At 64.2% G+C, this 14,817-nt stretch carries 10 protein-coding genes; 6 read left to right on the top strand and 4 right to left on the bottom strand.

Annotated features, from left to right (window positions below):
- Window positions 1–360: 360 nt before the first annotated feature.
- The 3 genes from NUH19_RS07655 to NUH19_RS07645 form a co-directional block, all read right to left on the bottom strand.
- Window positions 361–1,425 carry a PTS sugar transporter subunit IIC gene (locus NUH19_RS07655; protein WP_420844679.1) on the bottom strand — a complete coding sequence of 355 codons (1,065 nt, stop codon included), beginning with the start codon at window positions 1,423–1,425 and terminating at the stop codon, window positions 361–363.
- Window positions 1,426–1,444: 19 nt separating this feature from the next.
- Window positions 1,445–2,383 carry a 2-dehydropantoate 2-reductase gene (locus NUH19_RS07650; protein ID WP_262315967.1) on the bottom strand — a complete coding sequence of 313 codons (939 nt, stop codon included), beginning with the start codon at window positions 2,381–2,383 and terminating at the stop codon, window positions 1,445–1,447.
- Between the two features lie 149 nt (window positions 2,384–2,532).
- Window positions 2,533–3,387 carry a helix-turn-helix transcriptional regulator gene (locus NUH19_RS07645; protein ID WP_262315966.1) on the bottom strand — a complete coding sequence of 285 codons (855 nt, stop codon included), beginning with the start codon at window positions 3,385–3,387 and terminating at the stop codon, window positions 2,533–2,535.
- Between the two features lie 126 nt (window positions 3,388–3,513).
- Between NUH19_RS07645 and NUH19_RS07640 the strand changes: the two genes are divergently transcribed.
- Window positions 3,514–5,328 (top strand): glycoside hydrolase family 127 protein, encoded by a 1,815-nt coding sequence (locus tag NUH19_RS07640; protein ID WP_262315965.1) that lies wholly within the window; start codon window positions 3,514–3,516, stop codon window positions 5,326–5,328.
- Window positions 5,329–5,772: 444 nt separating this feature from the next.
- Window positions 5,773–8,373, top strand: coding sequence for a glycoside hydrolase family 38 N-terminal domain-containing protein (locus NUH19_RS07635; protein ID WP_262315964.1), 2,601 nt, complete (start codon window positions 5,773–5,775; stop codon window positions 8,371–8,373).
- 166 nt (window positions 8,374–8,539) lie between these two features.
- On the opposite strand, the gene NUH19_RS07630 is transcribed toward NUH19_RS07635, so the two are convergent.
- Window positions 8,540–9,265 carry a GntR family transcriptional regulator gene (locus tag NUH19_RS07630; RefSeq protein ID WP_262315963.1) on the bottom strand — a complete coding sequence of 242 codons (726 nt, stop codon included), beginning with the start codon at window positions 9,263–9,265 and terminating at the stop codon, window positions 8,540–8,542.
- Between the two features lie 72 nt (window positions 9,266–9,337).
- Between NUH19_RS07630 and NUH19_RS07625 the strand changes: the two genes are divergently transcribed.
- The 4 genes from NUH19_RS07625 (at window position 9,338) to NUH19_RS07610 (ending at window position 14,767) form a co-directional block, all read left to right on the top strand.
- A complete protein-coding gene (locus NUH19_RS07625; protein WP_262315962.1) occupies window positions 9,338–11,728 on the top strand; it encodes a glycoside hydrolase family 38 N-terminal domain-containing protein in 2,391 nt (796 codons plus the stop codon).
- Window positions 11,715–13,556 (top strand): class I mannose-6-phosphate isomerase, encoded by a 1,842-nt coding sequence (locus NUH19_RS07620; RefSeq protein ID WP_262315961.1) that lies wholly within the window; start codon window positions 11,715–11,717, stop codon window positions 13,554–13,556. Before NUH19_RS07625 ends, NUH19_RS07620 begins: the two co-directional genes overlap by 14 nt.
- 73 nt (window positions 13,557–13,629) lie before the next feature.
- Complete coding sequence (locus NUH19_RS07615) at window positions 13,630–14,514, top strand: ROK family protein (protein ID WP_262315960.1); 885 nt, start codon at window positions 13,630–13,632, stop codon at window positions 14,512–14,514.
- Window positions 14,515–14,566: 52 nt separating this feature from the next.
- Entirely contained in the window at window positions 14,567–14,767 is a 201-nt protein-coding gene (locus NUH19_RS07610) for a DUF3955 domain-containing protein (protein WP_262315959.1), read from the top strand.
- Window positions 14,768–14,817 lie beyond the last annotated feature (50 nt).

The raw sequence follows: 14,817 nt of genomic DNA, 5'->3' as shown, positions 1-14,817 counted from the left end.
CCATACCCATGCCAAGTCGCAGTGTATCGTCCACGCGACTTTAAACTCGAGAGCTTTAGTGCAACTCCTGATCCTAGGAGAAACCAGGGGGAAGGACTTCCACCCAGCCGTTGCAGTCCTGCGACCGCCACCCACAGTGTGGGGTAGCCGTGTGGCCACAGGGACGACTGGTGTACCACCCGTACCACGAATCGGTAAGACGAGGTTAGAACCTAACAGAATCAGGCCAAGGCCACCGCGTAGTGTAAGCGCGGTGGCTTCGGCGCGTCCATCGAACTCAGCAATCGCGCAGAGACCAAAAACAAGCCCGTGCCGCCCATTTTTTCCGGGTGGCACGGGCTTGTTTGCGTTGTGGTGAGGTCAGCCGAGGTAGGCGAAGACCTCTTTTTCGTCGTAAATGTGCAGCAGCTTCTCGTAAACCAGGCGCGAGGCCAGGCCGGCCGCGATTGGAATCACGAACCAAACGAGCAGCGCAATCAGCGCGTTCAGCCCGGCGTTAATCGAGGCCAGCGGCCCAACCAAGCCGACCAGCCCGAAACCGGCGCTGGCCGGGGTGCCGAGGACGTTGAGCAGCGCCACCGGGATGCCGGAGATGATCGCGGTGGTCAGAATCGGCAGCAGAATGATGGGGTGGCGGAACAGGTTGGGAATCATCAGCTTCATCGCACCCAGGCCGACGGCAATCGTGACCCCGGACTTATTGGTCCGCCAGGAGTGGATGACTAAAACCACGGTGGTCACGGCGACGCCCATGGCGGCCGCGCCGGCAGACAGGCCGTTGAGCTGAATGGCCATGCCGATCGCAACGGTGGAAATTGGGGTGATAATCAGCATCGCGAACATGCACGTGATCAGGATGCACATCAAAATCGGCTGCAGGGTCGTGAAGGAGTTGATCAAGTTCCCAATCCAGGTCGTGATTTTGGCGACGTAAGGCAGAATCAGAAAGCCGATCCAGCCGGCGCCGGCGCCGACCACGATCGGGGACAGCACGATTTTGACCGAGCCGAACTTGTTGCCGATCAAAAGCGTCAGCCCGACGGCAAGTGCGGCGGTGATCATGGTGTTGATCAGGTCACCGGTGCCGGCCGAGACGTAGATGCCGGCCGCCTTGGTGGCCGGGTTGATCGCCGCGCCGTTGAACTGCGTGACACCGGCGCCGACGTAGGCCGCACCGGCGACAATTGCCATGTCCAAGGGGCCGAGGCCGAACTGCAGGGCGATCAACGCGCCGATCAGAAGCGGGGTCGCACACTGGAACACGACGACCACGTGGGTGAGGGACAGCGCGATCGCGTTTTGGCCGAACAGCTTGAGAATCGCGGCCAAAACGGCGTTGGGGATGAGCCCCACGATGATCCCGGTGGCGGTACCGGCCAGGACCTTGTTGAAGAATTCCTTCGGCGTGAGTGTTGCTTTTTTCATATCAGCCATGGTTTGCCTCCTATTTGGCACCGACGAGCTGTTCCTTGGCGTGAATCAGCTGGGTCAGCAACGCGCAGTACGGCGTGGCGATGCCGTAGCGCTGGCCTTTTTGCCAGACCGCGCCGTTGATGAAGTCGATTTCGGTCAGCCGGTGGTTCACAATCAGGTCTTGGTACATGGACGGGTAATGCGCGGCGATGGCAGCTGTGAAGGTCTGCGCAATGTGTGTGTAGACCTCGGCCTCGTCCAGCGCGATGCCTTCATGCGCCGCGACCTTGGCGAATTCGCCGATGATGGTCTTCAGCAGCGTCTCGGCCTCCGCGGTGGCGCCGAGCTCGCCGATGTTGCAGTCCAAGAGGCTGCACAAGCTGTTCAACGTGCCGTTGACGCAGGCCTTGCGCCAGATGGCGTATTTGACGTTTTGGCTGTAGGTCGGGTTCAGCCCAGCCGCTTGGAACGCGGCCACCACGTCTTGGGTGAAGGCTTCGCCGGCCGGGGCGAAGTTTTGCAGCTCGACTTCGCCCTCCCCGAGCAGGGTGACGTGGCCCGGGCCGGTCATGCCGGCGGTCCACATCGTGATGCCCAGAATCAAGTGGTCGGCGGTGACGAAATCCTGCAAAATGTCCTCGTGACCGATGCCGTTGAGCAGGCACAGGACGTAGGTGTCGGGGCCGATAATCGGCCGCACCGCCTCGAACATCGCCCGAAGCTGGTTGGACTTGGTGAACGCGATGATCAGCTCCGCGGTTTGGCCGAGCTGGTCGATTTCTGCCGGGGAATAGATCGGCAGGTGGGCGACGGTTGCCTGGCCGTTGAAGTCGGCCTGCAGCCCGTCCTTGCGAATGGCGTCGATGTTGGCCTGCCAGCCGTCGACCAGGGTGACGTCATTGCCTGCTTGGTGAAGCATCAGCGCGAAGCGGCTACCCATACCACCGGCGCCTAAAATTGTGATCTTCATGTCGTTGCCTCCTAGTTGTGAATAATTGCACATTACGGCTTTAGTATAACGGCCCCGCTGTGACGCCACAAGAAGACAGTCATGAGAATCGGATGATAAAACGCTTCAACTTATTTACCGGGATGATAAATCGAAATATTTTATTATTTTTATCGAAGGATGAATGGCGGCCGCTCGCCACCGTGACGAAACTGCGACGGCGGCCGGCCGGTGACCTGGACGAAGCGCCGCGCCAGGTAGTTGCCGCTGGGGTAGCCGACCTGCCGCGCGATCGCGTCGATGGACTGGTCGCTGCTGGTCAAAAGCGCCAAGGCGTGGGTCAGGCGGATGCGGGTCAGCGCCGCGTCCGGGGTTTCATGCGCGACGGTCCGCATGCACCGCGCGATGTAGCTCGGCGCGTAGTTCAGCGCGGCCGCCAGCGTCTGGTACGTGATGGCTTGATCAAAGTGGGCCTCGAGGTAGCGGGTGGTCGCCGCCGCCACCCGCTGCGCCGCGTTTTGCGTCGGGGCTACCGCCCGGCTCAGCTCGAGCAGCAGGTCGTGGAAGGTGACCTGGGCGGCCAGCTGCGCTGCGTCGTCGGTGCGAATCGCCAGGGTGATCAGCCGGTCCAAAAGCGGCGCGGTCAGGGCCAGGGGTGCGGGCTGCTGCTGCGGCATCACCAGCCCGGGGAACACCGGGTTCAAGGCTGTCGTGGCCGGCGCCTTTGGCACCGGGCCGGCCTGCCAGCCAGCCACCGGGCGAAAGTGTAGCCAGTAAAAGGCGGTGGTGGTCGTCACCGGCCGCCCGGCGTGGCGCCCGACCGGCGGCATCAGCAGCGCGTGGCCGGCCGGCACGGCCAGGTCGCGGCCAACGACTTGCATCAGCAGCTCGCCTTGGCTGACCACCAGCAGATCGAACACGCCGAGGTCGCGCCGCGTCGGATGGGCGCGGCCGGGCGCGTAGGTATCGCGACCGGCGAACAGGAAAATGGGTAGGGCGGAACCGAGAAAGGTGACGACGGGCATGACGGCCTCCAGGTGGGTCAGATTAGGCAGATTCAGGGCAACATCGGCTAGCGCTTGTGAAACCGCTAACGGCTATGCTGGAACCAGCTTAACACAGCACATCATGCGAAAGAAGGCACAATCACAATGACACATTCAGGGTTCAATGCGGCGATGACCAAGCTGCCGCTGGGCGCGATTCGCCCCCGCGGCTGGCTACTGGATCAGCTCAAAATTCAGGCGGCGGGGCTGACCGGCCAGCTTTACGCGCACTGGCCGGATGTCGGGCCGCAAAGCGGCTGGCTCGGCGGTCCGGGCGAAAGCTGGGAACGCGGCCCCTACTACCTGGACGGGCTGCTGCCGCTGGCCTACCTGCTGGACGACGCGGCCTTGATCAAGCGAGCCGAGCGCTTCGTGGACTGGACGCTCGCCAGCCAGCGGCCAAACGGCGACTTCGGGCCGACGACCAACGACGACTGGTGGCCGCGAATGGTGATGCTCAAGGTGCTGATTCAACACGCGGAGGCCACCGAAGATCCGCGGGTGGTGCCGTTTTTGCAGGCCTATTTTACCTACCAGCTCCAGGCGCTACCCGAGCGGCCGCTGGAAGGCTGGGGCCAGGCCCGAGGTGGCGAGAATGTGTTGTGCGTCATTTGGCTATACCAACGCACCCAAGATCCCGCGCTGCTGGCGCTGATTCACCTGCTGCAGGCGCAGACGCTGGACTGGGCGGAGACGTTCACGCACTTCCCGTTCACCCGCTACGTGACGGACTGGGACCACCGCAGCCACGTGGTCAACGTCGCCATGGCGCTGAAGTACCTGGGCCAAGACGCGGTGCTAGGCGATGCGGCGGCCTTTCGTGAGGCACTGCACCAGGCCATGACCGTGCTCGATCAGTTTCACGGTCAGCTCAACGGCATGTTCACCGGTGACGAGTGGCTGGCCGGCACCGACCCGAGTCAGGGCACCGAGCTTTGCGCCGTGGTCGAGCTGATGTTTTCGCTGGAAAACCTGCTGATGAGCCTGGGCGACGCCGAGTTCGGCGACCGGTTGGAGCTTGTCGCCTACAACGCGCTGCCGGCGGCGGTCGCGCCGGACTGGGGCTCGCACCAGTACGATCAGCAGGTCAACCAGGTGATGTGCTCCTACGCCAAGCGCAACTGGACGCAAAACGGGCCGGACGCGAACCTGTTTGGCCTGGAACCCCATTTTGGCTGCTGCACCGCCAACATGCACCAGGGCTGGCCGAAGTTCGTGCAGCACCTGTGGCTGATGTCACAAACTCGCGGCCTGACCGCGATTTCCTACGCACCGTGCCGCGTGACCACGCCGCACCTGAGCGTGACGGTGCAAGGCGATTATCCATTCAAAAACCGCGTGACGCTGGCTGTGCAAGGCGATGGCACCCCCCAAAAGCTCAGCCTGCGCATCCCGGCCTGGGCCGACGCGGTGACGGGGACCCTGGACGGTTCGCCGCTGCCGCTTGCCGTCGAAGCCGGCTACGCGACGCTTGAACGCGCGTGGGGGACGGCGACGCTTGCACTTGAGTTTGCCACCACCGTGCGGTTCGTTCACCGACCGCAAAATGCCGTCGGGGTGCGGTACGGGGCCTTGCTGTTCGCGCTGCCGATTCAGACCACCTGGGTGCCGCACGGCGAACACGACACGCTCAAAGACTGGGAGCTGTGGCCGCACAGCCGCTGGCAGTACGGCATCGTGCCGCAAAACGCGACGGTCCAGGCGGCCGCGGTGGCCACGCAGCCCTTTGACGCCGCCCAGCCGCCGGTCACCGTGACGGTCAGCGGCCGCGCCATTTTGGACTGGGGGCTGCTCAACGATTCGGCCGCCCAGCCGCCGCTGTCGCCGGTGGCCACCGGCGAACCGCTGGAGGAGCTGACCCTGATTCCATACGGGGCGGCCAAGCTGCGGATTGCGGAGCTGCCGACGGTTCAAGGCTGATTGTTGGCAAAACGCCACCGAACAAACAGGCGCTAACCGCCGCCAAGTGCTTCTTGGCGGCGGCTGGCGCCTGTTTGCATTGGCGTAGCAGGCACCTACTCGTGGTCGCGGCGGTTGGTGGTCCCTCGGCAGTTTCTCGCAGGGTCGCAATCGGTATGCAGGCGCAACTCCGCCGAGCCGATCCGACCCGATCCCGGGCAATTCCGGGAAATTCCGGGTCAATCCCGGGCAATTCCGGGCAATCCCGGGTCAATCCCCGGTCCGTCTCGAGCTAATGCCAGCCAATCCAGAGCCGGGCGCGGCCTCGCCGAGCTGATCTGAGCCGATCCGAGCCAATCCCGGGCCAACCGCGCTGCACCGGGCTTTCATAAGAGCCTGCAAGGGACGGCGCGACCCGCTATACTGGAGGGGAAAGCTAATGAAACCGATTGCGGAGGCATTCATATGAAGACACTGTACTTGATCAATCATTCGCACACTGACATCGGCTACACCGCCCGTCAGGAAGACATCGCGGCGTACCACGTCGACTACATTCGCCAGGTGCTGGCGATTATCGCCGACCTTGAGGCCAAGGGTCGCGCCGACGAGTTCGTCTGGACCTGTGAAAATTTCTGGCAGGTGCAAAACTTCTGGCACGAGGCGACGCCGGCGGAGCAAGCCGCGTTTTTGGCCGGGGTCGAGGCTGGGCACATCGATATGTCGCTGAATTACCTCAACATGACCGAGCTGGTCGACGCGACCGCGCTGGATCACAGCCTGGCCCGGGGCCGGCGGTTCGCCAAGCGGCTGCGGCGGCAACTGGATTCGGCCATGACGGCGGATGTGAACGGCTTCGCATGGGCCTACGCAGATAAACTGCTGAACAATGGCATCGAGAACCTGTTCACCTGCATTCACGGCCACCACGGCCTGTACCCGTTGTTCAAGAATCAGACGGCCTTTTGGTGGGAAACCCAAGACGGCCGGCGGCTTCTGGTGTGGAACGGTGAGCATTACCAGATCGGCAACGAGCTGGGCATGATGCCCGACGCACCGGGCAGCTACTCGATTAAGGATCAGTTCTCAGGGACCCCGGATAGCGAGTGGCGTGAAGTGGCACACACGCGCATCAACAAGTACTTTGATGCACTTGCCCAGGAAGGCTACCCGTACGATTTTGCCCCGGTGATGATTTCGGGCATGTCGACGGACAATGCCGGCCCCAACGAGGCGGTGGTCGACCGCATCGCCGAGTGGAACGCGCAGTACGGCTCGGAGATTCAGGTCAAAATGATCGGCGTCACCGGCTTCTTTGCGATGCTGCGCGAGCAGACGGCCGTTGCCGACCTGCCGGCCTACCGCGGCGATTGGAACGACTGGTGGGCCGACGGGGTCGGCTCGACCCCCGGTGCCACCAAGATTTACCGCGCCGCCCAGCGCCAGTACCAGCTGGCCGAACGGCTGACGACCACCGGCACCGCCGCCGCGGCCGCAGACGCGGCCACTGACGGACTGACGGCAGATGCGGCCACGGCCGCGCCAACCACGGATGCAGCCACCGCCGCACCGGCCACGGCCGCGCCAACCACGGATGCAGCCACCGCCGCACCGGCGACAGACGTGCCGACCACGGATGCGGCCACCGGCGCCACCGCAACGCCCGACCCGGCCGCCCTGGCCACGGCCGAAAGCCAGCTGATGCTTTTTGCCGAACACACCTGGGGCTACCACTCCTCGGTGTCCGAACCCTGGGCGACGATGGTCAACGAGCTCGAGTACCGCAAGGCCAACTACGCCGTGACCGCCGGCATGACGGTGAACACCTACCTGAACAAGCTGACCGCCGCGAGATTCGGCCGCGTCTGGCCGCGGGTTGCGCGAAACAAGACCTACAAGGTGGTCAACCCGCACGACCGCAACGTCACGGCGCCGGTCACCCTGGCCCTGGCCTACTGGGAGACGCTTGGCGGCAAGCGCCTGAGTGCCGCGGATGTGCCGTACATCGAGGCTTACGACCTCGCCACCGGGACGGTTTACCCCCGCCAGGTGACGCCGGCCGCCTCCGATTACGAAGTCGAGGTCGTGGTGAGCCTGGCGCCGCACGAGGAAAAGCGGCTCGGGCTGCGGTTGGGTGATGTGAATCACGAAACAGCCGACTACCACTACGTCAACTTCGTGCAAGGCGCCGAAGGGGTGCAAGACATCGCCTACCCCGGCAAGCCCAACGAACTGACGATTACGACCGACGCTTTTCTCTGCCTGCTGGACGAAACCCGCGGCATCAAGACGCTAATCGACAAGGCGACCGGCAAGAACCTGCTGCGGGAGGCGGAGGCGCCGCTGTTTGCCGGCATCTACGAGGTCACCCCGGTCAAAACCGACCCGTGCCAAGAACGCCGGCGCATGGGTCGCAACCGCAAGGGCAAAGGGGTGCGGCGCGATTTTGCCCGGCTGACGGACATTCGCAACGTCGCAGACGGCGCCGTGTTCCAGACCATCGCGCTGGATTACGCGCTGGCCGGCACCCAGCTGTACAGCGTCCAGCTCAAGTTTTACAAGCACCTGCCGAAGATTGAGGCGACGGTTCGCGTTCAGAAAAACAACGAGTGGGCACCGGAAAACCTGTACGTCTCGCTGCCGTTTGCGGCGCAAGGCGACCTGTATGCCGAAAAAGGCGACCGCCTGTTCCGGCCGGCCATCGATCAGCTGCCCGGCACCAACACCGACTTTTTCCTGCTCAATTCCGGACTGCTGTACCGCCAGCCGAGCGGCCACATGCTGGGTCTGTGCCTGAAGGACACGCCGCTGGTCACGTTGGGCGACCTCGATCCACACCTGATTCAGCTCGCCGGGCCGCAGACGGCAAAGAAAAACCAGGCGCCGCTATACGCCTGGGTCATGAACAACTTCTGGGAAACGAATTTCAAGGTCGACCTGTCCGGCTTCTACGAGTTCGGCTTCGATCTGTTCACCCAGTCACGCACCGAGTCGCTGGCGGATGCCCATGCGGCGCTGGTGGCCGAAAACCTCGGCGTGGTGACCTTAATCACGAACGAGGACTAGCCGGATTCGCGCCGCGGCGCCATTCAGGCGCCGCGCTGACTGCGTGGCCTCGCCGCAGCACCGCGAGGCCTCACCGCTGCAATCGGGGCGAACCGCCGTGTCCGGGTGCCGGTCGCCCTCGCTCACCGCGTCACAGCGTTGAGCCGCGACGGTCTGCCGCACCACCTCAGTGCGTGAAGTCCAGCACGAAGCGGTAGCGGTCGGCGGCGTAGTAGCAGTCGCTGTACTCGCGGTAGTCGGCCGCGGCCGCGGCCACCAGGCGTTCGCGGCGCAACAGCGGTGCGGCCTTTTGCCCGGCGAAGGCGTCGGTGCCGCCCGGCACGGCGGTGATCACCTCGCGCTGCACCACCGGTTCGATGCCGTGCCGGGCGAGGAAATCATAAAAGGACTTCTTGGTCTGAATGAAGCGGCTGATATCGGCGGTGGCCAGCGCCGGCGCCACGAAGTAGGTCTTGAACACCGCGACCAGGCCCTCGTTGTCAAACACGCGTCGCGACAAAAGGGTGACTGGGGCCCCCAGGGGCAGCGCGAGCATCTCCGCACAGCGCAGGTCGGCCAGGACGCGGGTCAGGTCGGCCTGTTGCTGCTTGTGGTCCTCGAACACCTCGTCGATGGCCAGCTGCTGCGGCCGAATCAGCGTCTGGTTCGGCGCCGGCTGGGTCCGGGCGTTGGCCACCCGCGGCGCGTGGCCCGGTACCTTGGTCAAAAGCTGTTCCTGAAGCAGCGCGGCGATCGCCTTGCGAATCGTGATGCGACTGACCGCATACTGCGCCGCCAGCGCCTCCTCCGTCGGCAGGGCGGATCGCTCCGGCCACCGGCCGCTTGCGATTTGACGCCGAAAATCGGCGGCCACCTGCTGGTACAGCGGCATGTTGGCATTGAGATCAGGCATCGCATTTCCCCCTGTGATTTTGTTACTTTCATCATAACGATTTGCGATTTTAAACACAAAGGAGAGTTTACCATGACGTTCACAATCGACGTTTTGCACTACTCACACACCGATGTCGGCTACACGGACACGCAGGAGAAAATGCGGGCCCATCACATCGGCTTCATCAAGGAGGTTCTGGACCTGATCGCCCAGGAGCCGCGCTTCAAGTGGAACTGCGAGACCTACTGGCCGGTCGAGCAGTTTTTGAAGGAGGCGACGCCCCAGGAGCAGGCGGCCTTCGTCAAGGCGGTGCAGGCTGGCAACATCGGCCTCTCCGGCAGCTACCTGAACCTGACGGAGCTGGTCTCGGCGCAGGTGTTCGATGAGGTGATGGCAAAGACACGCCGCCAGCGCGACGCGTTGCACATTCCGGCCAAAAGCGCGTTGACCTCGGACATCAACGGTTACTCGTGGGGCATGGTGGAAGGCCTGGCCAAGGCCGGCGTCACCAACCTGATGTCTTGCCTGCACACTCACCACGGCTACCACCCGCTGCGCAAGCAGGCGCCGTTTTGGTGGGAAGGGGCCAGCGGTCAGCGCATTCTGGCGTGGAACGGCGAGCATTATAACCTGGGAAATGAGCTGGGAATTTCCGAGGCGGCGACCTTCGAGTACACCCTCCAAGACGGCCTGAACGACACCAAGCTGTCGCTGTTCGACCGCTCGTGCGAACGCATTCAAAATTACGTGCAGACGCTCACGGAACAGGGTTACGCCTACGATTTTGTCCCGATCAGCCTCAGCGGGTTGATGACCGATAATTCGCCGGCGACGCTGAAAATTCTGCACTTCATCGACCGCTACAACGCACTCGGCGGCGACATTCAGTTGCGCATGGTCACACTCGATGAATTCTTTGACCAAGTGCGAGCAAGCACTGTGCCGATTCCCACTTACCGCGGCGATTGGACCGACTGGTGGGCCGATGGCATCGGCTCCACCCCGGCCGATGTGATTCAGTACCGCCACGCGGCCCGCGACTACGCGGTGGCCGAAAAGCTCGACCCCAAACACGAGCTGGCGCCGCAGGAGTGGTACGACACGGCCCGGGACAACCTGATGTTTTACGCCGAACACACTTGGGGTTACTCCAGCTCGATCACCGAGCCCTTCCACCCGCAGGTCAACAACCTCGACCAGTGGAAGCGGCTGTATGCGCTCAAGGCCGCCGAGGCGGCGACCAAGATTCGCGAACGCATCCAGCAGCAGCACGGCGAAACGCCGCTGTCTTTGAGCAAGGAAATTACGTTTCGGGCCGTGAACCCGCACGACTTCCCGATTCGGACCATGCTCAAGCAGGACCTGGAGGTGTGGTTCGGCCACGAGCATTTCGAGGTGATCGACCAGGCGACCGGCCAGCCCGTGCCATTCCAGATCAGCCACTACTCGCGCGGCTACGAGCTGTGCATCTGGCTGGACCTGGCGGCACGTGAAGAGAAGCACTTCTCATTGCGCGAGGTGCCGGCACCGCGGCCGTTTTCGGCCGGGATGCGCCAGCCCATCGGCCTGGACGGCGTCGACGACTTGGCTTGGCGGCGTGCCGCAGAGCTGGCCGCCGGCGGCACCGCCACCGTTGACGGCTTGGAGAACGATTTTTACAAGATCAGTTGGCAGGCAGGCGCCGGTATCACGAGCTGGCTGGATAAGACAACGGGTGAAGAGCGCCTCAAGCCCGGCGAGCTAGGGGCGTTCACGCCGGTCTACGAGGTGACGCCGCTTGAGCTGGGCGACAACTACCAGTCCGTGCGGCGCAACCTCGGCCGCAACCGCAAGGCGTTTCGCACTCAGCGGTCGGTCGGGCAGCTCAATGACGTGAAGGTGCTTGAGAACGGGCCGCTTTACACGCGGGTGCAGCTGGGGTACCGGCTGGCCGCGGGGCTGCAGGACTGCGCCGTGATTCTGACCGCCTACAAGCTGAGTCCCAAGGTCGACGTCGACGTGCGGTTCCACAAGCTCAGCGAGTGGCGACCGGAAAACGTCTACCTGGCGCTGCCGTTTGCGGCTTCGCAGGTTGCCCTGGACAAAACCGGTGCCATCGTGCGGCCGCGCATCGACCAACTGCCGGGAACCTGCATCGATTTTTACGCGACGCAAAACGGCGTGGTCTTTGAGGGCCAAGACAACTGGGTGGTGGCCAGCCAGGACGCACCGCTGGTCACGCTGGGCGACCTGGCCGCTCACCCGATTCGGCTGATGGGCGAAGGCGCCAGCAACACCGACCCCGTCTACTCGTGGCTGATGAACAACTTCTGGGAAACCAACTTCAAGGCCGACCTCGGCGGCTTCTACCAGTTCCATTACAGTGTGCAGCCTTTCGCAAAATCCACGCTTGCGCAGGCCTTCACGCAGGCAGCGGCGCTGAACCAGGACGTGTGGACCTTCTATCGCTTCGAGAAAGGGGCAGGGCATGACTTACGATAAATTTCCGGTGCAGCGGGTGCCGGGCTTCGCGGCGGTGGCCGGCTGGCCGGCCGTGGTGGCGCGGCTGCAGGCGCTGATTGACGCCGCGGCAACGGGCGTGACCGCGACCGGTTCAACGGCCGAATCCGGCAATTCGCCGACCGGTTCGGACGCGACGGGTAGCGACCCGGCGACTGACGCCACCGCCACCGCCGCCGCGGCCAGCGCCAGTGGCCACGTGGTCGTGGCCGTGGAGTGCTACCCCGGGGTTCGCCAGGCCGAGCTGGCGGCGGCCCTGGCCACGCTCGACGCCGAGCTGGTGGCGAGTGAGGCGAGCTGCATCACGGACGCCGCTTATCAGCGGCTGATTGCGCCGTTTCTCACAGATGACCGCGTGTTTGGCATCATGAACACGCTGACCCTGCAGGACGCGTACGACCCAGCCAAAACCGCGGCGATGCGGCAGGCCATTGCGACCAGCACCGCCCCGGTCACCGTGGTTTACGGCGTCGGCGCCAGCCTCGTGTGTGACTATTCGGTGCTGGTTTACTGCGATTTGCCGCGCTGGGAGGCCCAGCTGCGCTATGAGGCCGGCAGCCCGAACTGGAAGTCGGCCAACGGACAAGGCGATCAGTTGCGCAAAGTCAAGCAGGGGTACTTCGTCGAGTGGCGCATGGCCGACCGGCAAAAGGCAAAGCTGCTGTCGCGCCTCGATGCCGTGATCGACACCACAATCGCCGACGCACCGCGCCTGGTCGCCGGTGCCGGGCTGCGAGCCGGGCTGCGCCAGCTCGCGCAAACCCCGTTTCGGCTCAAGCCGTACTTCGCGCCCGGCGTCTGGGGCGGCCAGTGGACGCGCGAGCAGTTCGAACTGCCTGGTGATGTGCCGAACTACGCATGGGCCTTCGACGGGGTGCCGGAGGAGAACAGCCTGCTTTTGACCTTCGGCGATGTCACGCTGGAGCTGCCGGCGATGGATTTGGTGCTGGATCAGGCCGAGCGGCTGCTGGGAACGCGGGTTTACAGCCGCTTTGGCGCCGAGTTCCCGATCCGCTTTGATTTTCTCGACACCATGGGCGGCCAGAACCTGTCGCTGCAGGTTCACCCGACCACCCAGTACATCAGGGACCACTACGGCATGCCTTACACGCAGGACGAAAGCTACTACATCATGGCTGCCAAGCCCGGCGCAACGGTCTACCTGGGTGTGAAAAACACCACAGACCCGGCTGCCATGATCAGCGCCTTGCAAGCCGCCGACGCCGGGACGGCGCCCTTTGACGCCGACCGCTACGTCGCCAAGTGGCCGGTGCAGCCGCACGACCACTTCCTGATTCCCGCCGGCACGGTTCACTGTTCCGGCAAAGACACCGTGGTGCTTGAAATCAGCGCCACGCCGTACCTGTTCACCTTCAAGCTTTGGGACTGGGGCCGCCTGGGCCTGGACGGCCGGCCGCGGCCGGTTCACATCGAAGACGGCGAGCAGGTGATCGCCTGGAACCGGCGCGAGGCTTACGTCAACGCCAACCTGATCGATCAGGTCCACGTTGAGCAAGACACTCCGAATGTGAAAAAGGAAACCACCGGCCTGGCGACCCAGGAGTTCATCCAGACCACGCGCTACTGGCTCAAGACCCGCGCCGGTGCGGTGGTGGCCGCTAACGGCAGCGTCCACATGGCCAACGTCGTCGAAGGCACCGGCGCCATCGTGTCGTCGACGCGCGACGCCTTTGCGCCGTACCAGGTTCATTACGGCGAGACCTTCATTGTTCCGGCCGCCGCCGGGGATTTTCGCTTGACCCCGCTGGATAAGACCTGCGCGGTGCTGGTCGCCACGGTGCGGCCGTGAGCCAAGGCGGCCGGGAATCCCGTCTTGTCAAAAACACCACGACGCAAGCGCTGCGGCTTGAGAAGGAGGAAACATGCCAGATCAATTACTGCTGGACGTCGGCGGCACCGAGATCAAAGCGACGCGGGTGACCGCCGCCGGTCGGCCGGTGGGTCCGGCCAGGCACTACCCGGCCAAGGCGACCGAGTCGGCGGCAACCATTGTGGCTAATTTTGTCAGCATCATCACCGCGGCCGCGGCGGGGGATGCGCTGGCCGGCGTCGGCCTCGCCTTTCCCGGGCCCTTCGATTACGCAGGCGGCGTCAGCCTGATGCGGGGACTTGGCAAGTACGACGCGCTGTACGGCATGCCGCTGACGCCGGCGATTCAACACGCCGCGGCCCGGACGCTGCCTTGGCTCACCCACGCGCGGTTCGCCTACATTCACGACATCGCCGCATTTGGGCTGGGTGAAACGCGCGGTGGCGTGGCGCGAGACTGCGAACGCTTCATGTGCCTGGCCATCGGCACCGGCGCCGGCTCGGCCTTCGTGGCGAACCGCCGGCTGGTGACCACCGGGGCCGGAGTGCCGCCGCACGGCTGGCTGTATGACACCCCGTTTCGCGCCGGCATCGTCGACGATTACGTGTCGGCGCGAGGGCTGACGCGGCTGGCCAAGTGCCACACCGGCGTGGCCTACAGCGGGGCCCAGCTGGCGGCACTGGCGGCGGCCGGCGACGAGGCGGCCCGGGCGACCTTCACGGCGTTTGGCCAGGTGGTGGCCCAGGCCGTGGCGCCATTTGTGAAGGATTTTGCACCACAAGCGCTGGTGCTCGGCGGTCAGATTGCCAAGAGCTTCACGTACTTCGGCCAGCCGCTGACGACCGCGCTGGCGGCGCATCACGTCGCTTGCCTAGTCGAGCCGGACTTCGAGGCGGTGGTCAACGCCGGCATCTGGGCCAGACTTAACCAAAACTGAAGCCACCGGCTCGCACCCAGCTGGTAAACTGGCAGGGAGGGGGTGAGCAACGATGAAGCGTTACCTGGGACCGCTGATCCTGGTGCTGGCGGGCATCGCACTGCCGCTGATCGGGGCGCAGTTCTCCTACGTGGCCAAGAACGGCCTGGTGCATGAGCCGTTCTTCTTCACCGTGCCGCTGGGCGAGGCGATGCTCGCGGCCGCGGCCATTTGGGCGCTGGTGACGGCGTGGCGGCGGCACCGCAGCAAGTAAACGATGCCTAGTCATTCACAACGTAAAAACGGGCGAACGCCGCGGTCAAC

The sequence above is a fragment of the Lacticaseibacillus parakribbianus genome (assembly GCF_025490915.1).
GTDB classification, from domain to species: Bacteria; Bacillota; Bacilli; order Lactobacillales; family Lactobacillaceae; genus Lacticaseibacillus; species Lacticaseibacillus parakribbianus.
The sequence above is the reverse complement of the archived record's forward strand: the minus strand, read 5'-3'. Positions and strand labels throughout refer to the sequence as shown.